The sequence below is a fragment of the Sphingobacterium detergens genome (assembly GCF_003610355.1).
GTDB lineage: Bacteria > Bacteroidota > Bacteroidia > Sphingobacteriales > Sphingobacteriaceae > Sphingobacterium > Sphingobacterium detergens.
The window spans coordinates 1,149,694-1,173,498 of sequence record NZ_RAPY01000001.1 but is presented as its reverse complement, the minus strand read 5'-3'; the positions used below and the strand labels follow the sequence as shown (position 1 = coordinate 1,173,498).

Genomic DNA, 23,805 nt, shown 5'->3' with positions numbered 1-23,805 from the left:
TTTTTTGCTTATATAGAGTAGTTATCGCTCAGCAAATAATCGTCTTTTCTTTTAGGCTTCCTGCAAATCCCGAATAAAAGCTTCAACCTTTTCCTCATCAGTTGCCCAAGAGGTGATGAGTCGAATCGCGGTATGCTCATCGTCGATATTTTTCCAGTTATAGAACTGGTAATGCTGGCTCAATCGTTCAATGACCTTCTTTGGAAGAATAGGAAATAGCTGATTTGTGGTGGATTCAGTTAAAAAAGTATAGCCTTTTTCACGAACTGCTGACGCAATACGCATGGCCAGGGCATTTGCCTGCTGAGCCAGATCGAAATAGAGATCATCTTTAAATAGTTCTAGAAACTGGATTGAAAGAATACGCCCTTTGGCCAACATAGCACCTTTTTGTTTGATTGCATAGTCAAAATCTATAGCCAATTCAGGTTTATTAAAGATAATGGCTTCTCCCAGAAGAGCTCCATTTTTGGTGCCACCAATATAAAAGACATCGGTATATTCGCTGATGGCAGCGAGTGTCAAATCACTATTTTCAGCAGTAAGTGCATGTCCCAACCGGGCACCATCGAGATACAGTAACAAATGATGGGATTGACAGAATTGAAAGAGTGCCTTGAGTTCATCACGCGTGTAAATTGTGCCAATTTCTGTTGAATTGGAGATATAGACTATGCGTGGCTTTACGACATGGGGAGCTAACGCATAAGCCTCCAGAACATTAGCAATATCTTCAGGCCTTAATTTCCCATCGGCCGTTTCGGTTGTGATAACTTTGTGCCCGGTAGCTTCGATTGCACCCGTTTCATTTGCTGCAATATGTCCCGTTTTTGCACTTATTACAGCCTCATGGACACGCAATAAGAACGATATAACCAGTAAATTCGTCTGCGTTCCTCCAGAGACGAAATAGATGCCCGCATCTGGGTTGTTTAATCTTTCTTTTAAAATTGCTTTTGCCTGTTGTGCATATTCATCCTCTCCATATCCGGATTGCTGCACGAGATTGGTTTCAATAAGTTTATCTAAAATACGGGGGTGAGCCCCTTCCGAATAGTCGTTTTTAAAGTTGTACATAGTAAGTGTTTTAGCTCAGGTGTTTTTCTAATTAAGCAATGGCTATTGCAGTTTTTCCAATCTTTCATACCAAAACGATGAACAGAGAAAAGTCAATCGCCGCTTGCGTTTTCAAAAGTATAAATACGTTCTTACTTTTTCCAGCTTTTGAACAAAAAAACATGTTCGAGATCACTGATTACTTCGTATTTTGCTAAATCTGCAATGAAGCAATCCTAAAAAGTAAAACCGCTTGTCAAGCGATTATGACAAGCGGTTTTGTTTTAAAACGGGAATATCGAATGAACTTTTAATTTAGTAAATCATAGACACGTACATAGTCAACTTCAAATGTCACAGGGAATATGCTGTCATCGACGCCTTCCTTGCCTCCCCAGTTGCCTCCCACTGCCAAATTGATGAGCCAATGGAAGTTTTGGTCAAAGGGCCATTCTTTAAAACTCTTGTGCTCATTGTCAACATGAAAGATTTCATGGTCATCCACAAAACCTTTGATGTAGGAGGGAGTCCAGTCAACCCGATAGTTGTGAAACTCATCGGAAACTCCTGCAACCTGTCTTTTACTTGTTTTTTGCGTATTTATGCCATGATTGTAAGCTTTGGTATGCGTCGAAATATGAACGACATCCTGATCGTAGCCAACATGTTCGAGAATATCTATTTCACCTGAGTTGGGCCATCCTCCATATTTCCAATCGGTCGGAAGCATCCAGATAGCAGGCCAGGTGCCACGACCTTTAGGTAGTTTGGCACGGGCCTCAAATCTTCCATAAGTAAAATCGCCTTTATTCTTGCTGACCAATCGAGCTGAAGTATAGGATTTGTCACCTTTATTTTCTTTTTTCGCCGTAATCTTTAAGAGGCCATCTTCTACTTTGGAATTTGCTAATGATGCGTCCATATAATATTGCAGTTCGTTGTTACCCCAGCCATCGTCTAAAGAACCGACATCGTAGGACCATTTGTTTTTATCCGGTAGACCCGAATAGTTAAATTCATCAGACCAGGTCGGTGAAGGAGAAAAATGATAGGTGATGTCTCCTGTTTTAGCCGAATCTGAATTCACATAAAATGGAATATTTGCTGTCGCGACATTATTATTCCCATCGCTTGCATAAACAAATAGGCGATAGGCGCCTGCTTTGATGGGAGCGGTGATAGATCCCTTGGTATCGGAATTACTTTTGATATGACCGGATAGCGCTTGAGGTCGTTCCTCACGGTCACCACCTTCTTTGAGATCTGTACTCTCATGAAGGAGTTCCCAACGGATCTGTAATTTATCCCCATCGGGATCCTTTACAAAGACTTCAATCGGATATTTCTTACCTGATTCAAGATAGATAAAATCTTTTGCCTGCCTGTTGTCCAACAAAAAGGATTCCAGCTGCGGTGCCCGATTGTTAGGCCATTTGCCCGACCAGAGATAATGCATTACATCAACGACTTCATTTTCTTCTCCCGCTTCGGTAAATAAACCATACCAGGTTGGTGTGCGTTCTTGTTTTTGTCCCCATAGAAAGACATAAGAGCCCAGGCAGTTTTTGTCCTGACCGATCGAAGCTTCGTACCTGGATCTATAGACGGCTGCCTTCTGACTACTGCTCTCCTCAATGGATGCTCCCCATGGAGTCTGTAGACCTTCCCAATGCCCCGTAGGTCCCCATTCCGTGACGATATAAGCTTTATTCCAGCCCACTTTTTTTAATTCTTGGGGAACAGCGGCGAGTCCACCGTATACCTGCACGGCAATAAGATCCAGAGCAGGACACTTTAACTTGATATAATCAATCTCCTTTTGATTTATACCCGCAAGCATGGTTGTTACCAAGTGATTGGGATCTAATTCATGGATCATTTTTGCAATATCATTGACGGCATCCCAGACTTTGGGATTGCTGTAATGAAGGTTGAGCTCATTACCGATGCCCCAGGCCAATAAGGCTGGATGATCTTTGTATTTCAGGATAACTGTGCGAAGGTATTCTTTCTGTTTGGCAACTGCTGTTTGATCGTTATAATCGAAGCCATGTCGTTCTGTTTTCACATCCAGCCCTAAGGTTACCGTAAGCCCCAACCGCTGTGCTTTATTTAGGATTTCATCAGCACCTTGTGGACTCCAAGTACGTATGGAGTTGCCTCCATACGCTTTTAATTGTTCCATATTGCTTGTTCCGCCCGCTCCCTTGATAAAGTAGGGTTTTCCATCACGTATGATTGTAAAGCCGTTACCGGTTTTTGCGACTGCTGTTTTTATGACTTTCCCTTTCTGTCCCCATACGATAGGAACGAAGAGAAGGTTTAGCAATAATAATGTTATTAATCTTCCTGCTGTCTTCATTTATCTAAAGTTAGGATTTGCATCTATTTGGGTCTGAGGTATTGGGAGAAACTCGCTTACACCGGGAATGAATTTTGAACCAAAGACATCTTTTGCACGCCCCGTACGAACCAAGTCATTGAAACGTTCGCCCCACCATTCACAGGCAAATTCAGCCCGACGTTCGTCAAGGATCTGATTTAGGGTGACATTGGCAATTGGTGTTAGTTTTGCGCGTTCTCGAATCAGACGAAAAGGTTCGTCCCCATTTTGTCCCTTTCTGACCTTTGCTTCCGCATTTAATAAAAGTACATCTGCATAACGTAATATACGAACATTATTATTCGCACCATACTCCATTCGACCTGCTGTCATCTGGGATTTCGGAAGATAGGCCTTGCCGTTGAAATATTTGACACCAAAAGGATTACCATAGACCACGTCTCCACTTGGTGTTGTCGCGGTTGTAGCCGGATTGCCATTGATTCCACAATATTGGATCGTCGTTTTTAAACGTTCGGTTTCACCTCTATTGGTAAGGAAATCAACAATATTTTGTGAAGGCGGAACCCATCCGGCACCGGAAATAGGACTCCCTTTCTGATCACCTGAAGGACCTTGCCATTTGAAGAAAGTCCCCCAGTCAACACCTGGTCGAACGATATCACCTGTGCCTAATCCAAAATCGGAATATTGTAGTTCAAAGATTGACTCATTAGCCAGCTTGCCAGGAATTTTAAAAAGCTCGTAATAGTTAGGATATAAAGAAAACCGACCACTGGCTATAATTTTGTTGGTGGCATCAAGCACTTCATTCCAGTGCGTGCTTCCATTGTCATTTCCAGCCAGATCTGCTGCTGCTTTTGCTTTTAACAGCAGGGCGGTGTATTTTGTCACAGCACCAATGTGTTTAGACTGGTTTGGACGTGCATCTTCAAGATCCTCCGAACAGGCATTCATTTCATCAATAATAAATTGTCGGACTTCCGCTGCGGTGCTTTTATTGATCGTAGCTAATCGGCCGATATTATCGCTATCAATTAGAATAGGTACATTGCCAAATAGACGTGATGCCATCAGATGGGCGTATGCCCTTAAGACTTTGACTTCAGCCTTGTATTGTTTGTTGAGCTTTATGTCAGCGGTATTGGATGTGGGAATTTTCGCTGCAAAATTATCCAACTCGATCAAGGCATTGTTTGCTGCGATAACGAGACTGTAATAACTAATCCAAGATTGATTTAGTCCCCAATAGGATTGAATTGTAACATCATTTTGAAAATTTTTGATGCCCATTAATTCGGGATTGTCATTTGGATTTGGGGCAGCTTGTTGGTAGTCGTCATCGCGCATACAACGAATGGAAAGGTCGATCCAATGAACCAGATTATCATCTGCAGCCGAACGGTACACGCCGGATACAGGGCCGTACATCAATGCCGTATTGCTGTAATCGATTTCCTCGGAACGCTGCTGGTTTTCTAAGGGTTTGTCCAAAAACTTACTACAGCTGGATATGGTAAAAGAGAGGCCTAAGCAGCTTGCAATCAGAATATATTTTAAAGTTTTCATACAGTTTAAATTAAAAGGTTAACAGTTAGAACGATACTTTGACACCTAGACTATAAGACGAAGCAATCGGATATACGTTGGCATCGAATCCCATTCCAGTTATTTCTGGCGTAAAACCATTGTACTTCGTGAATATAAAAGGTCTGTCAGCCGTTGCAAAAACACGTACTGGTATTTTATTCAGATCAAAATTATAGCCCAGCTGAATATTCTGTATCCGTAGATAGGCACCACTCTCGACAAAAAACGAGCTTGCTTGCAGATTCCATGGGGCTACAGATCCTTTTGCAGAAGGGTGGGTGTTGCTGCTTCCTTCTCCGGTCCAGAGATTTTCGATGAAAGCGGCATCTGCATTCATCTGATTGTATTTTCGACGCATTGCACGATTAAGATTATGGATTTTGTTGCCCGCTACACCTTGAAAGGCGATGCTTAAATCAAATTTTTTGTAATCAAATGCTAGGTTAAATCCGTAGGCGATAGTTGGAAGATAGTTTCCAAGGTTGACGCGGTCTTTTTCATCAAGCTCACCATTGTTGTTCTGATCTTTGTATTGAAGATACCCCGGTAAAATCGGTGTATTTGGATTTTGTTGGTTATATCTTTTCGCAATGGGATCTGCATCAATCTGCGCTTGATTTTGGTAGACACCTGCAACTTCATAACCGTAATAGAAGTTGATGGGTTGATTGAGCTCAATCCTCGCTGGAAATTCTGCTGACCATTCGGGATAACCATTCATGATATTCTCCAGTCCACCGAGGTTCTTTACTCGGTTTTTTAATGTGGTCAGGTTCCCACCGATCGCATAGCCGAAGTCACCAACCTTGTCTTTCCATTGCAATCCAATCTCCCAGCCACTGTTCGTTACGCTGCCCCAATTGCCGTAGACACGATCCCAAGAAAAGGGGATAGGTCTGCTAAAAGCGAGATCGTTTGTTGTACGGTGATAGTAATCTACTGTACCTGTTAAGCGATTGTTCAACAAAGCGAAATCAAGACCACCATCCCATTCTTCAACAACTTCCCAACGGACCTGGGTGAAAAATCGGCCGACACGATATCCGGGTACACGTGTTCCATTTGTTGCACCTTCACTGCCGAATATTCCCGAATAGTTATTGCCCGAATACACTGTCGCGTATCCAGCATTGGGTTGAATACCGTCGTTCCCCAATTTACCCCAGCTTCCACGGAGCTTCAATTGATTGAAGAGTTTTTGGTTTTCCATAAACTTTTCGCGGGTCAATACCCAACCCAAACCTATCGAGGGGAAATAACCCCATTTTGTCTGATATTTTGAACTTCCATCAGCACGGAATGTTGCGGTCAATAGATACTTGTTGTCATAGTCATAGGTGCCTCTCGTGAAATAGGATATACCTGCATTTCTTGACCCTCTCTCACCGTAACCAGTAGCTGAACCAGTGCCTTGGGCATCCACCCCCACATACCAAAATTCTTCGGACGCAGGTACATCATTGGCTTGAACCCAGGTCTCACGCCAGCGTTCTTCACGCGAAGACTGGCCTAGTAGAACAGACCAGTGATGTTTGTCGGCCTGATCTTTATAGGTTAAGAGGTTATCTAAGATATAATTGGTGTTACGTGCTTGCGCTGATCGTAAAAAAGAGCGGTCGTTGCGTTGGTCATTATCAATATAATAAACAGGATTATAGTTTATGTTGTGGGTGGATTGATACCGCTGGCTAAGCTGTGAGCGAAAAGTGATCTTATCTTTCCAAAGCTCTGCCTCTAAATAGATTGTTGGTAAAATCTGAAAACCTTTGGTTTGATTGGTATTGTAGAATGCCGTTGCAATCGGATTATTGTACCAAAATCCGGATTGCATGCCAATCGCAGTACTAGATCCAAATTTTTCAGGTTTGGCAAGTTCCAGTGAAGGGTCGTAGACTGGATAGAGTGGCGAAGCAAAATAGGCCTGTCTGAATGCGGCGTTGTTAGGTGAATAGGTTTTGAAGTTATTGAAATGTGCACTAAAACCTGCTTTTAACCAGTCTGTTACTTTAGCATCCACCTGCATTCGGATATTGTATTTTTGGTTCATATTGCTGGCATCCATAATCCCATCCTGTTTGACGTAATTAAGTCCCATCGCATAGGTTATTTTTTCACCTCCACCCATCATATCCAAGTTATGGTTTGTGATCAGAGCCTTGGAACGCAACAGTTCTTTGAACCAATCTGTATCCATCGCGGGATTGGTTTCGGTACCACCAAATTTCTGTACAGAACTCTTTACAAATGCGTCATTACCAATAGCCGTTGCATAGGCCGCATATTGCTGCGCATTGGCCATTTTTAAAACATTTGTTGGTGTCTGGAAACCTGCGAAACCATTATAAGTAATTTTTGATTTCATGTTTAAGCTTCCTTTTTTTGTAGTCACCAGAATGACACCATTTGCGGCACGAACCCCATAGATTGCTGCTCCAGAAGCATCCTTTAAAATGGAAATGTCGGCTATATCATTTGGATTCAGGAAGTCAATATTATCCATGAACATCCCATCCACAACATATAGGGGACTTTCATTATTAAAAGAGCCTACACCACGGACACGGACGGATGGCGTTGATCCTGGTGCGCCCGAACTGACGATCTGTACGCCAGTGACAGCACCCTGTAGGGCATCCATTGGATTGGTGACAGTCCGTTTGACCATTTCTCCCATATCTACCTTTCCAATAGGAGCTGTTAGATCTCCCTTTCGTTGTGTACCATAGCCGACAACAACTACTTCGTCCAGATTGAAATCACCCTTGGGTTGGAGCTGAATATTTAAGAGGTTCCCATTTATAGAAACGGTTTGTGTTTCATACCCCAAAGAGGAGATCACCAAATTGGTCGAATTTTGCGGAATAGAAAGACTAAAATCCCCGTTCTCGTTGCTGCTGGTGCCAATCTTGAAATTGCCCTGCAAAAAGATGCTCGCGACAATAGGATTTCCCGCTTGGTTGGTGATCCTTCCACTGATGGTTTTGTTCTGTGCCATGACCGTATTTGTCAAGCAAGAGAACAGTGCAACACTGGCAATAATACTGATATTATTTCTCATGTGTAATGAATTAAAATTTAGGAATTGTTTATAATTATCAAATATCAAAATTAGTCTTACAAATGGGATTGATAAATTTTCGAGGTACTACAACACTACGTCATGTTGGGTTTTTCGGCTAAAATTCAATATATTTGAGCTACGTCAAGTTTACGTCAGCCAATTGAAGGGAATTATTATGAAGTGTTTTGTCATCCTATTTTTTACGCTATTTTCTGTTTTTTCAAATCGGCTGGTTGGACAGGATTTGCTTGGCTTACCACTGGTGTATAATTATAGCAAATCGATATATCAAGGTGGGAGCCGAACATGGGATATCAAACAAGATAGTCATGGGATTATGTATTTTGGCAATAGCGAAGGGTTGTTGACATTTGACGGACGATATTGGAAAACATTCTCCTTGCCCAATCACACCAATATTCGCTCCATATGGATTGATGTTAATGATCGTATATATGTTGGTGGTCAAGGTGATTTTGGCTATTTTGAACGCTCTTCGCAATCAGGATTGACCTACAAGTCATTGAAAGAGCTAATTCCTCCAAAATATCGGAACTTTGCGGATATCTGGAATACTGTTGGGGTAGGACAATCAGTTTTTTTTCGAGGAACAGATGTTATATTTGAGTTAAAAGGGCAAAAGATCCAGGTACACCCTGCTGCTGTGGAATGGTATTTTATGGGACAATCGGGGGGAATATTATATGCACAGGACCGGAAGAATGGTTTATTAGAATTCCGCGATAATAAATGGACTCCTTATATCACAGACTTACCCTTTAAAGATGTTAAGATTGCTACCATAATGCCTTTAGGTAAGGATCGTATATTATTATCTACTTTAAATAATGAAAATTATGCCCTGAAAGATAGAAAAATGACGCGATTGAATAAGCAGGATAACGATGGTAGCTATACCCCATCCTTAGCACAGATCGACGAGTTAACATTTGTTGTGGGTAATGCAAAAGAAGGTTGTCACATACGTGATATGGCTGGAAATACAATACAGCGGATCGGCGTCAGGGAAGGTTTGCAAAATAAGAACGTCACCACCGTTTTCGTTGATAAGCAAAAGAATATATGGATCGGTACTGATAATGTAATTTCGGTCATCAGTTATGGAAGCGCTATTCGCTACCTGAGACCAAATATGGACAATGATGTTACCGGATATTCCGCTGTTATCTTTAATAATACACTTTATCTTTCTTCATCCAATGGAGTATATTATGCCAATATAAAAAGTGATCTAATAGATCAAAGCCGTTCACCGGCCGTGTTTTCACTGCTTCAGGGGAGTGATGCTGGAGAAGCCTGGCGCTTAGAACAACTCAATGGCCACGTGTTACTGGGGCACAATAAGGGTTTGTTTCAGATCACGGATCATTCTATCAAACCATTAACACAGGGTATAGGGACATGGAAATTGCTTCCATTAAATATGGTATATCCTATTGAAGAGAGTTTAGTTGGTACCTATCAGGGCTTGGAGCTATTGCATTTTCATAACGGTGTTTTCTCTTCCAAAGGCCTGCTCAATGGACCATCTGATTCTTTCCGCTTTCTTGAACAGGATGAAAATGGAACAATATGGGCTTCACATCCCTACAGAGGAATATACCGCATAACACTTTCAAAAGATAAGAAGTCTTATCAGGCTGAGTTGTATACCCAAAAGAATGGACTACCCGCGGATTATCAAAATTATGTGTTTAGAATAAAAAATCAAGTGGTATTTGCAACGGAGAAAGGGCTTTATAATTATGATTATAATAGCAAGCGATTTGTGCCAAGCAACCAGTTTGCTGCTTTTAAGGATCTGACCATCCGCTATCTAAAAGATGACCAAGATGGCAATATCTGGTTTTGTACAAAGAAAACAGTTGGCCTTGGACAGTTTAACGCCAAAAAGGGAACCTATCATTTGGTTAATTTCCCAGAAATTGAAGGCATGAGTACCTCCGGTTTTGAGCATATCTATAGTTTCGATCAAAATAATATCTATGTAGGCGCAGAAAAAGGAGCGCTTCACATTAATTATGATAAATACCTGAAACAAAGCTTTAAACCGGTCGCTATGCTCTCGCAAGTCATCGCAACAGGGAAGGGTGATAGTCTTATTTTTGCTGGTTTTTTTTCAAATATGTCAAAACTAAAAGGAGCGTCCGGAAAGGATAGTATCTTGCAATTGCCGGCTGTTTTCAATTCTTTCCGATTTAGCTTCTCTTCACCAAGTTATGGCATATATCAACATCTTGAGTTTAGCTATAAATTGTCAGGTTATGATGAGAATTGGTCTTCTTGGACACAGCAGTCCGAAAAGTCGTATACTAACTTGCAGGACGGCCAGTATACGTTCTTAGTTAAGGTTCGGAACAACCTAAATCAAGAGTCCAGTGTAGCGGAATATAGTTTTGTCGTTTTGCCACCTTGGTATAAAACCTTATGGGCAAAAATCGGCTACTTTCTCCTCGCTACACTTGGTGTATTGGGTCTGATTCGTCTTCGAAAAATTGAACAGCACAAACAGCAGCTAAAACATGAAAAACAATTGGAGCAGCTGCGTTATATCCATCAGCTGGAAATTGAAAAAAACGAAAAAGAAATTGTGAAGTTGAACAATGAGAAGTTGGCAAATGAGGTTATCACCAAAACAAAAGAATTGGCGAGTACTAGTATGCAGCTGCTGGAAAATTCGGGAGCATTGATCAAAGTAAGGGATGAATTGGCTAAGCTGGATACGGGTGACGATGAAGATTCCAATCTAAAGCGCATCAATAACCTATTAAAAGATATTGAAAAAAACAGCGCCAACTGGAACCAATTTGCCAGCCATTTTGATGAGCTTAATGATGGTTTTTTGAATAAGTTAAAGGAAAAACATCCTGGATTATCCCGCAATGATCTTAAAGTATGTGCTTATTTGAAGCTTCATTTTACATCCAAACAAATTGCGCAATTGCAGAATATTACAGTCAGAGGAGTTGAAATCCACCGGTATAGATTACGGAAAAAATTACAGGTCGAAACGGAGCTGTCATTAAATGACTATCTGAATACGATTTGAGGAAATTATACTTGTAAAATAAAGCACCTGTAATTAATTTATATAAGGTTGAATTGCTGCATTCGTTACGGACAACAAACGATCAAAATATGAAAAGATTCTTTTTTATTGTCAGTATATTATCGGCGTTCTGCATGGGCTATGCTTTTAACCTTATTCTTTTCTATCTTGTCTTGGATCGGTGAAAAGTTCGATCTAAGAGAAAAGCGATAGCAGATCCAGCGATGTAGGCTATCAGGTCAGACCAGAGAAAGCCTTGGCCAAATAACAGTCGTAATAGCGGATGACTTCTGACGCTGATTAATAGTGGATGTTGTACCAACTGTAGAAACTCAATTGCAAAACAAAATAACAGTGAACTTACAAAGCAAAAGCTGTGGGATCGCTGAAAAAAAATAAACCTACATAACCAGTAGACCATCACAGCATATAAACCATCGCCCACAGATAAAGGTATTCCTGTAATTTTCCGTGATAATAATCCTAAGACTATTGTTGCGCACATTAAAACCATGTAGTGGACTCTCGTTAATTTTATCATCGTGATTATGCTTAGCAAATAAAGTTGGTACGGGTTAATGGCTAAATATAAAAAGAAGTTTATAGAGAACGATGATACAGGGCAAAAAAGCTCTTAATAAAAGGGGAGTTAGTAGACTATATTTGCTTTAGTAGATTTTCGTTGCGGCTGTTCTTTAACGATTTTTGACAGTTATTTTAATGACTATTTTATATTTTAGATCAATAATTTGATTTATGGCAAAAATATTATTTTCCCTGTGTTTTTTTTTTAGTTGCAACATGCTATTTGCTCAAATCCATATCGTTGATAGTTTGAGTGGTGAACCAGTGCCTTTAGTGAATATTTACGCTGAAGATGGAACATTATTAGGTGTAGCAAATACGAAAGGGGAGTTCACTATGGATTCGCTGAAGCAGCATGTAAATGCAAAGATCATATTGCAGCATATTTCTTATAATAATTATCAGGAATCGAGCGCGAAGCTGCGAAAAGAGAAGCTGATCAAATTGATCCCGCGTAGCATTAAAATAGATGAGATCGCTATCGCAGATAAGAGTCAGTATGATTATCTGGTTTTGAAAGGGTATTTTAGGAACACTACTTTTTTCAATAAACGTACACGTTATTTCTACGATGGAATTATTGAATATTATATTCCGTTGAAAAACAAGAATGGGAAAGTCTATCACCGTATTTTGGATTACCGGATTTTTGAGGATTCCATCGCTACTCAGAATTTTAGAGAGGTGATGGGTAATTTCTGGCAATGGAAGCCACATGTGATGCGCATGAAGGCACAGTCTGTTGCGAATGATCTTCCGTCAAAATTTGTTATGGTCCCGGATAAAGGCCGGAGAATCATCCGGACGGGTAATCTGAATACCGGATATATCCAAAAAACAGCCCGTGGCGATGTACAGGTATATTTTGACATTATTCCACCCAATAGCCAAAAAGAAGTAAGTTTCTTTAAGGTCAAAGGGCAGCAATATACCGGCGTAACCATGGAAAATTATTCGCCGACAAATCTCGATCAACCTGAACAGGGTAAGTTGGTCAGCAGGGTGGTAATGAATGTCGGTGCTATCAAAAGAGGTCGTAAATCGGAATTTGTCCCTTTTGATTTTTTGAGTGAGTTTTATACGCAAGAACGTCGATTCATGACGAAAGAAGAATTCAAGAGCGTAAAGAAAGAGGTTACTTCGGGTCTTTGGCTCGAATTGAAAAGCCGGTATACAAGCAAATTTTGGTTAGAAAATACTAAATTTGGCATCCCACCGATGAATCCTTTTATTGAGAAAAAATTCGGCAAGGAATTGCTGGAGCTAAAATAAATTTGAATACGGTACAGCTATTATAAACAAGATTATCTATTTCTAACAATAACAGTATCATGGTTGTTATTATAACGCAAATGTGCTAGAAGATCTAGCTTTTCCAAGCTTTCTGACAAATCTTTTTGGATTTTTCGATATCGACCCTTGGTAATACTTAGTTCAAGCGCAGTAGAAAGCATTTTCACACGATTACCATCTTCATCCAATGGATAGATAAAAAAATAACGTGATCGACCTGCGTATTTTTTTGAAAACACCTGTCGAGTATAGGTATCATAGGTCGGGCCCACGACAAACTCATGATCTGTGTAGTAAAATGATTGGGGCTGCTGAAAGTTTTGGCGGAGTTCGAGCCGATCTGCATAGATGGCTAACTGGGTTCCAAATCTTTCGTAAAGGCAATAGCAAAAAAAGAGAAAAGAAAATAAAGCAAAGCCCATAAGAACCAAGGAAAAATTTCGCTCGACAAAGATTAAATAGCAAAGTCCTACCCAGATGATGAGCGGGGATATCATATAAAATGTCCATTGATTATTTGGATAGTATACCTTCACCTATTATTTTTATTCTATTTAAAATCTTTGTGTTATTTTGAATCAAGTCGAGAATGTTAACCTGTTTCAGTTTTAAAGCTTCCTTGTGTAAGACATGGTCTCAACCGGATTACCAAAGATCTTCTTGCTACCTTTTTGTTGGGTGAAGGATTTATGCTGTGCTATTTCAGCAGCAATCCCGTAAATGATTTGCATATCCTGTTGGGGGTGGATCGTTATGAGTAACTGTCCTTGCTGATCAAAAAGCTGAAGTTGATTGACCAATGAATGGTTTATCTTCATGCTATAAATATCGTCTAGAAGGATGTCCTGATCCGGTTTCTTCTGTTGTTTGATCAGGATATGTTGATGATCAATAAGTACCTCTATTTTGGGGTTAATTAGCTGCAGGATCACAACAAATGGACCAATAACAATGATTGCGACCAAGAAGCCCAGCGCTTTGGCTGATCCAAAGTTATTGACAGCATCGGCCATCCCATCGATGCCACCATAGATAAGGTAGAAAATAGTAAAAACTATAATCAAATAACTGAATCCAAAGATTAAGCCCTTTTTAACATTGTGTGATTTAAACTGAAAAGTCTTCATAAGTCAAATTTAGCCTGCTTATCTCTCTATTTAAATATTCATTAATTGGATAAATATAAATATCTTTATCCAATTAATGCTATATAAGCGAACAAGAAAGAAGTCATTATTTTAAAAGCGTTGAAACTTGGGAAATAGTATCCAAATCGAACGGAAAAATTTAGGTAAAAGTGGGGATTATTTCACACTGGTATTGTATAGCCTTATTTTCTTCATAGGTTTTCTTTCCATCTTTTGGGAGTGGAAATCAGGTATAGTTTCTGTCATCTGCGTGATTGCTAGCTATTTTCTGAACCGCAAAATAAATCTGATCGTACACCTAAAATGGTTTTCCATTGCTTTGGTTCTTTTGGCGCTGCTTGTATCCTGGTTATTACAGCTGTCTTTTTGGATATTTATAATTCAATTTCTGGCACTAAGTTGTATTCACGCTGTGATAGCTTTTATAGCGGCTATTCGCGATGATCATACCGATATTATTTTTTCACTGAATGCGGATAACTTCTCCTGTCTCTGTCCCGGAAGTGATTATAAAGGATACGCTCTTAACCCAATGGGGTATAGGAAATACTTTAAAACAAAGGATATTGATAGTATTCAACAGGACGAGCGTGGATTGCTCATTGTTGTAAAAGGAGAGATTTTGCGACCGCGGGAATTAACAGCATCTGAAATAACACAAATTTTAGCTTATTTCAATGCAGGAGAGGCTAAAGTGGTCGAGGCTATTCCCCTTCGCGATACTCGTCAGGCCGAGACCGAATTAGCATGGGTGAAAATTCTGGTTTTTGGGGTTCCATGTCTGTTAGCTGGTCTTTCGATTTACTTCCTGGGCGATAATGGACAAAATACAGTCGTTAGTATGATCAGTATCTTACTGGCCATTCTATTGGTTCCCTTGTTGTTGAAACTGGTCAATAGACGGAAACACCGTCCGGAAAATAAGTAAGGTTTATTTTAAGAAATTGGCATACCAATGGCCAGAGGATTTTATAATACGCTGCTGGTTTTGAAAATCAACATACACCAACCCGAATCGTGGCCGATATCCTTCCGCCCATTCGAAATTGTCTAAAAAAGTCCAGACGAAGTAGCCTTTTACATTTACGCCTTCTTTTTTTGCCTGATAGACATGTTGTATGGCTTCTTGCAGATAGTTCAACCGTCTGGGATCATGTACCTGTCCATGCTCAATTTGATCCTTAAAAGCAGCTCCATTTTCGGTGACAATGAGTGGCGGCATATTGGGATAGCTACTGAATTTTTTCAGCATTTGGTAAATGGAGCTGGGGTATACTTCCCAGTTCATTTCGGTCATTTCAACTTTACGTTCCTTGGCCGTCACGATCTTTGCCTGAAGATAGGGAACAAACATGGCATAGCGAATCATCTCACGGGTATAATTTTGAATACCGATAAAGTCCATATCAAACTTTAAATCGTTCTCATCACCTTGTTTGATATATTTTTCAATTCGATTGAGAATTTTGATTTCCTGTGTAGGGTAGCCCATACCCAGTAATGGCTCGATAAACAATCTATTGAGTAATACATCGGCTTTTTTTGCCGCAATCACATCTTTTTCCCTTGCTGTGAATGGTTCTACATGGGAACAGGAAAAAGTCGTACCCACCTGGCTGTCCGGTTGTAATGATTTTATGATCCTAGCGCCATGTGCTTGTGCTAATGCAGCATGGTGAGCCGCCGCAAGAAAGTTGCCCAAACCTTTTCTTTCCGGAGCATGTACACCAAAGAAGTATCCTGCAGCCGTAAATACGGTTGGCTCATTAAGCACCATCCAATTTTTGACACGATCTCCATAACGGGCAACACATGTGGATACAAATTCACCAAACCAATCTTTGACATCACGGTTGACCCAACCACCTTTTTTTTCTAAGGCATGGGGGAGATCCCAGTGATATAGCGTAACCCAAGGTGTAATCCCCAGTTCCAGGGAGAGGTCGATCAGGCGATCATAGAAATCCATACCTGACTGATTGGGCTGCCCAATACCATTCGGCAGGATACGGCTCCAGGATAAGGAAAAACGATAGTTAGGAATATGCATACCTTGCATTAAGGCCAGATCCTGCATGTAACGGTTGTAGAAATCACAGGCATGATCGCCATGTTGATTTTGAAATATACGGTTTCTTTTCTTTACAAAGATATCCCATATTGAAGGGCCTTTGCCATGTTGATCATGTGCCCCCTCGATTTGATAAGCGGCGGTAGATACTCCCCAAATAAAATCTTTGCCAAAGGCATCTTTGGTTAAATGCATTTATTGAAATATAGCTGTCGGATGTGTCATCCGACCTGAATATGAATTAATTTTTGTGGAATCTTAGTGGTGAATAGAATGAACTGAATCGACCTAAAAAGATTCTAAATATAATCCGTTGGAAAAAATAGTTGATCGTTTTCATAATTGATACATTAAAGTGTTAACTGCATTAATTATTCTATTATAAAGGAACGAAACTGATATTAACTGGATATGAATTATTTATTAAATATATAAAAAAATAACTGTTTTATTTTGATCGTTTTTAGACAGTGGAGTTGCTTGATTTTTGATCTCGTATTTTGGGTAAATTATGATCTTTAAGGTTACAATAAGAGAATGACATATTAAAAAAAGACCAACTAACAATCAAACTGTACTGTACCAACAAAAGGATATGCTGCTGTAGATAGAATGATGACTGTTCTCGATTCTTCGTAATCACGGGGACTGGAGATAACGAAGTCCAATTTACCATCCCGATCGAGGTCACCAATAAATTCAAGCGCCGTCGCTGTGTCATGATAAGCGGTCTGGTCGATCAAAGTCCGCTGATACTGACCATTGATAAAAAGTTTTAATGTATATCTTGCATTGGGTTTCTGATCCTCATCCTTATAGAATTCAATGCCAGTAGCACGCAACTCATAGCGGTCGTTTTTATAGGTAAATTCAACCGGTTTATTGGGTGGAATAATCTTATTGGGGAGCGCTATACTGTCTACGGAACCATTCTGTATAGCTGATATGTTAAAAAATACCAACACATCATTTTGCGGATTTATGGTTTCTGTGGGTAAGCCCGAACAAGGTTCTTCTTTCTCATAAGTAATGGTATATTTCGCTGGTGCAACGTTATATTTTCCGTTTTTACGATGAAGTTCCAACCAGCCGTTGTTAATCACTTTGGATACATTGTTATCATCCCAGATCCGATAGGCAAAAGGTATTAAAACCTGACCATCTATCATGGAGTCCGTCGGATTGTTCATTGGTGCTGATGCAGCTGGAAGGGCTTTTTCAGCTTGTGATTGCTGAGGAGGAATTGTTGTATCCATTGCAGCCTCTTGTTTTGTGGACGTTGAATTCGTAGCCTTATTTTGACATGCGGATAAGATTAGGACCACAAAGAAAGAGATGCTCGTAAATTTTAAATAACCCATATGCTGTATTTTATCGTAAAGATAAATAAAAGAAGTAAAATACGCTTTCGGGATGCTAAATAGGGTGCTATTTAATTTTTTCTTAAACGATTATGGAATCTATTTATTTACTGCATCCTTTCAGAAAAAAAATGCTCATATTTAGTAGATATTTAGCGTCGTATTATATGAAAAGATACATTTGGTTATTGTTGACATGTCTCCCAATCTGGGGATTTTCGCAGGAGCTTAAGCCAGGCAAGGTGGAGACAAAGTGGAATGAGGTCGAAAGACTTATTGCAATTAAAAACTTCACACAGACATTGCCCATATTGGCGGATATTAAAGCCGAAGCTCGACGCTCTGGAAACCAGGCGGAATGGGTACGTGCATTTTTGGCGGAAGGGAAAGTGTTGGAAGTAAACCAATCTGAAGATTCCGCTTTTTTGCGTATCCAGAAACATTTTGAAGACAATATCCGGATTGCAGAAAAGCTGGATAAATCGGTTCTCCAAAACTTTTATGCACTTTATTTATTTTCGAATATCAACCGATATGCAAGTAAAAGCCAGAACAAATTTGTAGCAAAAGATGCAAAAGGTAAAATCGGTATGATCGATTCTATTTTTCGTCTCTCAATTTCGGATGTAAACAGTTTAAGTGCGGAACCTATAGCGCGCTGGAAGGGGCTGTTTGTCGAAACACGAAATATGAGCCTGAATCCCACTCTTTACCATTTTTTAGGTTATCAATATCTAGATTTTTTGAATACATTAAAAGCTACTAATGCGGCTGATAAGGATAAACTTAAAAAGCAATTGTTGGCAATCAGCACCAAGAATGATTATTCAGATGCAAGCAGCTATATCATGTCTTATGGTTGGAAATGGAATAATATCGAAGAGCAGGAAGGAGACTACCTGAAGCATATAAAAACCTATAAAAGTGACTACAACGCATTTTTACTTTATCGGTTGGCGGCAAGTTTCAACGATATTGGGAAAAAGACAAAGGCAATTACATATCTTGAACAAGCGTTAAAAGAATATCCAAAATCGCCCTGGATTTCGAATGTAGATAATTTAACGAGGGAAATAAAAAAGGCTTTCATCAGGCTAAATTATAAAAGAACGGCACCGACGGACGAATATGTTCCTTTCCAGGTTAACCACACGAATGTGGATACTTTATATATCCGTATTTATAATACTAGTCCTACGCCTAAGGGCGTAAAGGACTTTACGGTAAAATATGATTCCGCAAGTTATCAGACTACAGTAAATGCACCAGTGGTCTATGAGGAACAGGTGGCATTGAAAGCCTTTAAAGATTATACGACGCACAATACAATTTATAAAATTAATCCCCTTAAAGCTGGTACCTACACGATTTTGATCGGTAATAATAAATCATTTCAAGATAACGGTCGGGATCGGGATGTAGCTGTTTCTCAGTTGATTATTTCTGATGCATTTTTGTCTGGAAGTATAAATATAAAACCTCAAAATGAATTTGTCTATACGGGTTTGCTATTGAACCGGAAAACGGGCGCTCCCTACGCAAATGAAATGGTGGAACTTTATCAATTGAGAAATAAAGCACTGCCTAAACTGATCACACAATTAAAGACTAATGCTGCGGGCGAGTTCAATTACAAATCCACCTATTCTCCCAAAAATGCAGCCTACTTACATAATCACATGCTGTTGCTTCATGGGGAAAAAGCGATGATTCCTTTGGATAAGCAGCAAAATAATGTTTATTATGAAGATCGGATTACGTCTGTAGAGGAGAGCAATAAAAGAACAAATATGCGAGCGCTCACTTTGCTGGATAGAGCCATCTACCGTCCTGGGCAAAAGGTCTATTTTAAGACTATTCTTTACGATGATCATGTAGAACAGGGTAAAGTCCTGGAAAAGCAAAATGTGAAAATCTATCTTCAGGATGCCAATCGTCAGAAAATTGACTCGATCAGTTTGACAACCAATCTATTTGGATCTGTCCATGCAAGTTTCCAATTGCCATCAAAGTCATTGAGCGGAAATTATAATCTATTGGTTTTTCACGATTCTAAACAGCTTGATCAGCAATATTTTCAGGTTGAAGAATATAAACGTCCAACATTTGAAGTAACTTTTGAGCCAAATAAGTTCACCTATACTTCGAAAGATACAGCGGTATTCATTGGCAAGGCGGAGAGCCTTTCAGGTGTTTCGCTAATTGGCGCAGCAGTGAAGTATAAAGTTTCGTTTTATAATGCCAAGGAAGGAAAGGATATCGTTCATAGTGATTCTACCACAACCGTTGATGCCAAGGGAAACTTTACGATACGGGTGCCATTGATGGATCGTCAGTTTTCCGGATTGAAAGATTATGTATTGGTATACCAGGCTGAGGTGATCAATCAGACAGGCGAGATGCAGATGGCTTCTGGAGGTTATACCTATTCATCCCGTCCATGGCAGCTCCAGATTCAGGTACCGAATCTGATGGAAGAAAAAAAATGGCGGGATGTTACCATTTTAAAGCAGAATCAAAATGGTTTCCCATTAAAATTCAGCGGAAAGGTCAACATTTATAAATTGGAACAGGCAAGTCTTCCGCTGACAGATGAATATCGGGGAAGTTTCGGAAGGGCGGAGTACCACCTGCTTTCAAAAGATCTTTATAGCAAGTATTTCCCGCTTTATTTTGATCCGGCTTCGCTCGAAAAAGAAGAGAAAAAAACGAAGATAGCCAGTTATGATTTTGATAACGCAGATACGAGCAAGATCATACTGGACTCATTACAGTTTGATTGGGGACGATATCAGATCGAAGCCATCAGTATACAGGAAGGGGATACGGTGCGCGCTATTAGCTTCACTAGTCTGTACCGGTCGAAAGATAAGAAACTAAGCGACCAGCAGTTTTTCTCCTACCAGTTGGATAAAGTCAAATACAAAATTGGCGATCAGGTTACCATCAATATGCAGACGGATGTTAAAAATGCCAGAAAACTACTGCTGTTTCGTGAGCGGGCTTCGCAGAAATTAGAGACAAAGGTACTAAGTTGGAAAGATGGTCGTATTGCCTATCAATTTGTGCTGACTGAACAGGATGTCGTGGGGCAACTGCAACTGAATGCATTATTTCTGGTGGATAATAAAATGACGCTATCCCAGATTGTTATCCCTATTTCGCAACAAAATAAGGAACTAACAATCCGGACGAAGACATTTAGGGATAAAATAACGCCCGGTCAAAAAGAAAAATGGAGTTTTACGGTAAAACAAGAGGATAAACCCATCGCCACCGAGGTATTAGCGACAATGTATGATGCATCTTTGGACGCATTCGCTAGCCACGCTTTTGGCTCTTTCCAATTTCGTTATCCCTATTATCCGAGGTCAAATAACTACTATATTATTAATGCTTTTCAACAGCAGACCTATTCAGGGAACATTTTTACTTCGAATTTCTATGGGGTCTATACGGATAATCGGCGTGATGAAATTTACAACTATGATCTGTTGTCAACCCGTCAGGGTTACGGTGAAAATTCCTTGGAACGGGATGCCAAATACGAAGAGTTAATCGACGAGCAAGCTTATAGGACGACAGCGATCATGTATGATGAATTACGGGATCCGAGTCTCTTACGTGAGGTACTCCAGACACGTGCCAGAGGGGTGTCTGTGGTGGCAAAACAGTCAAGTCCATTACCGGCTTCGGCGCTTATGTATGAGCCTCCAGTTGAGGCGGATGCAAACGCAGAATATATGGTGGTAAATGAGGAAGTAGCTCATTTTGGAATAGGTGCAATGGAAGTAGGTAGCAGTGCGATGGATTTACCAGCGGATAAACATCTACAGCATATAAAAGCTCGCACCAATCTACAGGAAACAGCTTTCTTCTATCCCAATTTGTATACGGATGAAGCAGGGAATATCAGTTTTGAATTTGATAGTCCCGAAGCATTGACGAAATGGAAATTGCTGCTTTTCGCTCATGATCAGCATCTGGCATCGGCTAGCGGGACGTATTTTACACAAACCCAAAAGCAGTTGATGTTGCGTCCGAATATCCCACGTTATTTTAGAACGAATGACCAGTTAACAATCAAGGCACAGATTCAAAACTTGAGCAAAGAACGTATTGAGGGAAATACAAAAATAGAGCTTATCGATCCACGAAATAATCAAGTGGTTTCAACTGCTTTCCAGGTCGATTCAGTACTAAAAAACTTTAGTGTCAAGCCATCCAATAACAGCACAGTGGAATGGTCGTTAAAGATTCCGGCAGAATATCCGACAATACAAATCCGCATCGTTGCAGCAGGTGGCGAGTTTTCGGATGGTGAGATTGTAGAAATACCCGTGCTGCCAAATAAGATACTGATTGGCGATACCGAAACGATTGTCCTAAAAGCCGGTGAATCCAAAAATTTTACGGTAAAGGGAAGTGCGAAGGACAATCTGATGGGGAGAATCCAGGTACAAAGCAATCCCATTTTGGAAATACTCTCCGCACTGGACTACCTGAAAAATTATCCTTACGAATGCAACGAACAATTGAGCAGTAAGTGGTTTGGTCTCAAGATGGCTCAATATATTCAGTTGCATTATCCGGCGGTGACAGACTACTTTAAAAAATTGGATGTTGATACAAAAAAAGGCCGATTGGAGGAGAATAGTAGTTTAAATGAGTTCAAAATGGAAGAAATGCCTTGGTTGCGTGACATACAGGGTGATGCCGAACGATTGAAGAAAATTGCAGCGTTCTTTGGAACGGATATACAAGCGGAAATCAACGCTGTTGAACAAAAAATACGTAATAATCAATCCACAGATGGTTCCTTTTCATGGTTTGATGGCGGACAGGCTAATACTGAAATTAGTATCCGTATGCTGGAAATCATCGGTAAGGTACTCTATTTAGACAAAAGCTTGGTCAATAGTGATATCCGTGCGATGGCTTCAAAACTTACGCAATATCTCGACCGGGATCCCGCTATATTTTCGCCAAAGGCCAGCACCGATATGGGGATAGACTATTTGTTTGCACGACGATATTGGACTGAATTTAATCCGATACCGAAGGATTCCCTCCAGTTATTGCAACGCAAATTGGTTAATTCTTCGTTAAGTAGCGCTGGTCGGAGCGCAGGATTGGCAGCGAAAACATGGATTGTGAGCCAGATCTTTGGCCAGGGCAAGCAGAGTATGGAGATCAAGAATAGACTTGATCAGGAGGCCGTGATCGATGTGCAGAAAGGAATGTACTGGAAAAGTAACGTAAACCAGTACAATAAGATTAGTTTGCAATCTTATCTCGTGGAAGCGTACAAAATAAACAATCCGGCTCAGTTAAATCAAGTCACCCAATGGATCTATTATAACAAACAAGTAAATCATTGGTATAACACCTGGATGACTGTAGATGCAATATATGCACTGTTACTGGCCAACAATCCAAAAGACTTTGTTATTGAAAATACGTTACAGATCTCGATTAACAACAAAAAGGCCGAATTGAGCAATACTGTTTTGGGCGAAGTCAGTAAGCAGTTCGATAAAGTCGATTTGCAGACCGATCTCGATATCCAAGTTCAAAATCATAATGAAAGAACGGTTTATGGAGCTGTTGTTCATCAGTATTTTGCTGATCTTGATCAAATAAAATCAAGTACAAATGCACTTTCGGTTCAGAAAGTATATCTAGTGGAACGAAAAGGGCAATGGGTAGAATCCAAGGAAGCTAAACTGGGGGAACGTATCAAAGTTAGGATTACGGTAATCAATGATGAGCAGATGCAATACATTCATCTGAAAGATAGCCGTCCAGCCGGTGTAGAGCCAGTGTATAGTCCTTCGGGATATCAATGGCGGAAGAATTACTATTTCAGCTCGAAAGATGCTTCAACAAATTATTTTATGGATCGCTTATCTAAGGGGAGATCCATTTACGAGTATGAGGTTAAAGCAAATAACTTGGGGACTTTTAGTTCGGGAATCACGACAATTGAATCTATGTATGATCCTGCCGTTAACGCCCGGAGTACAAATACAGTATTGAGCATCGTACCCTAATTATTTACGAAAAAATCTAAAACTTTGGCTACTCTTAGAAATTTCTGGGAGTAGCCTTTTTATTAATATACCATGAGATAGCAAGTAGGGGGTGGCTTTCTAATCTAAAAATAAGTGCGCTAGACAGCTTTTTTTATATTTTTTGTGAAAATTGAGTTTAAATTTATTGAATA

At 40.0% G+C, this 23,805-nt stretch carries 13 protein-coding genes; 4 read left to right on the top strand and 9 right to left on the bottom strand.

What is annotated here, in order from left to right:
* Positions 1–51: 51 nt before the first annotated feature.
* The 4 genes from DFQ12_RS05090 to DFQ12_RS05075 form a co-directional block, all read right to left on the bottom strand.
* On the bottom strand, positions 52–1,077 hold the full coding sequence (locus DFQ12_RS05090; RefSeq protein ID WP_120257914.1) for a threonine aldolase family protein: 1,026 nt from the start codon (positions 1,075–1,077) through the stop codon (positions 52–54).
* Between the two features lie 289 nt (positions 1,078–1,366).
* A complete protein-coding gene (locus DFQ12_RS28365) occupies positions 1,367–3,418 on the bottom strand; it encodes a glycoside hydrolase family 16 protein (protein WP_244211679.1) in 2,052 nt (683 codons plus the stop codon).
* Positions 3,419–4,969 carry a RagB/SusD family nutrient uptake outer membrane protein gene (locus DFQ12_RS05080; protein ID WP_120257913.1) on the bottom strand — a complete coding sequence of 517 codons (1,551 nt, stop codon included), beginning with the start codon at positions 4,967–4,969 and terminating at the stop codon, positions 3,419–3,421.
* A gap of 25 nt (positions 4,970–4,994) precedes the next feature.
* Positions 4,995–8,048 (bottom strand): SusC/RagA family TonB-linked outer membrane protein, encoded by a 3,054-nt coding sequence (locus DFQ12_RS05075; RefSeq protein WP_120257912.1) that lies wholly within the window; start codon positions 8,046–8,048, stop codon positions 4,995–4,997.
* 178 nt (positions 8,049–8,226) lie between these two features.
* Between DFQ12_RS05075 and DFQ12_RS05070 the strand changes: the two genes are divergently transcribed.
* On the top strand, positions 8,227–11,121 hold the full coding sequence (locus tag DFQ12_RS05070; RefSeq protein ID WP_120257911.1) for a triple tyrosine motif-containing protein: 2,895 nt from the start codon (positions 8,227–8,229) through the stop codon (positions 11,119–11,121).
* 163 nt (positions 11,122–11,284) lie between these two features.
* Here DFQ12_RS05070 and DFQ12_RS28630 read toward each other — a convergent pair whose 3' ends face one another.
* On the bottom strand, positions 11,285–11,626 hold the full coding sequence (locus tag DFQ12_RS28630) for a ribosomal maturation YjgA family protein (protein WP_425275589.1): 342 nt from the start codon (positions 11,624–11,626) through the stop codon (positions 11,285–11,287).
* 296 nt (positions 11,627–11,922) lie between these two features.
* Between DFQ12_RS28630 and DFQ12_RS05060 the strand changes: the two genes are divergently transcribed.
* On the top strand, positions 11,923–12,978 hold the full coding sequence (locus tag DFQ12_RS05060; protein ID WP_120257909.1) for a peptidase associated/transthyretin-like domain-containing protein: 1,056 nt from the start codon (positions 11,923–11,925) through the stop codon (positions 12,976–12,978).
* A 32-nt stretch (positions 12,979–13,010) separates the two neighbouring features.
* On the opposite strand, the gene DFQ12_RS05055 is transcribed toward DFQ12_RS05060, so the two are convergent.
* Together DFQ12_RS05055 and DFQ12_RS05050 are read right to left on the bottom strand one after the other, a co-directional pair.
* On the bottom strand, positions 13,011–13,535 hold the full coding sequence (locus DFQ12_RS05055; protein ID WP_120257908.1) for a hypothetical protein: 525 nt from the start codon (positions 13,533–13,535) through the stop codon (positions 13,011–13,013).
* Positions 13,536–13,607: 72 nt separating this feature from the next.
* Positions 13,608–14,126 carry a hypothetical protein gene (locus DFQ12_RS05050; protein WP_120257907.1) on the bottom strand — a complete coding sequence of 173 codons (519 nt, stop codon included), beginning with the start codon at positions 14,124–14,126 and terminating at the stop codon, positions 13,608–13,610.
* A 127-nt stretch (positions 14,127–14,253) separates the two neighbouring features.
* On the opposite strand from DFQ12_RS05050, the gene DFQ12_RS05045 reads away from it, so the two are divergent.
* Positions 14,254–15,075 (top strand): hypothetical protein, encoded by an 822-nt coding sequence (locus tag DFQ12_RS05045; protein ID WP_120257906.1) that lies wholly within the window; start codon positions 14,254–14,256, stop codon positions 15,073–15,075.
* Between the two features lie 3 nt (positions 15,076–15,078).
* On the opposite strand, the gene DFQ12_RS05040 is transcribed toward DFQ12_RS05045, so the two are convergent.
* Positions 15,079–16,413 (bottom strand): GH1 family beta-glucosidase, encoded by a 1,335-nt coding sequence (locus DFQ12_RS05040; protein ID WP_120257905.1) that lies wholly within the window; start codon positions 16,411–16,413, stop codon positions 15,079–15,081.
* Between the two features lie 365 nt (positions 16,414–16,778).
* Complete coding sequence (locus tag DFQ12_RS05035; RefSeq protein ID WP_120257904.1) at positions 16,779–17,579, bottom strand: integrin alpha; 801 nt, start codon at positions 17,577–17,579, stop codon at positions 16,779–16,781.
* Positions 17,580–17,746: 167 nt separating this feature from the next.
* Between DFQ12_RS05035 and DFQ12_RS05030 the strand changes: the two genes are divergently transcribed.
* A complete protein-coding gene (locus DFQ12_RS05030) occupies positions 17,747–23,632 on the top strand; it encodes an alpha-2-macroglobulin family protein (protein ID WP_167457193.1) in 5,886 nt (1,961 codons plus the stop codon).
* The last annotated feature ends 173 nt before the right edge of the window (positions 23,633–23,805 follow it).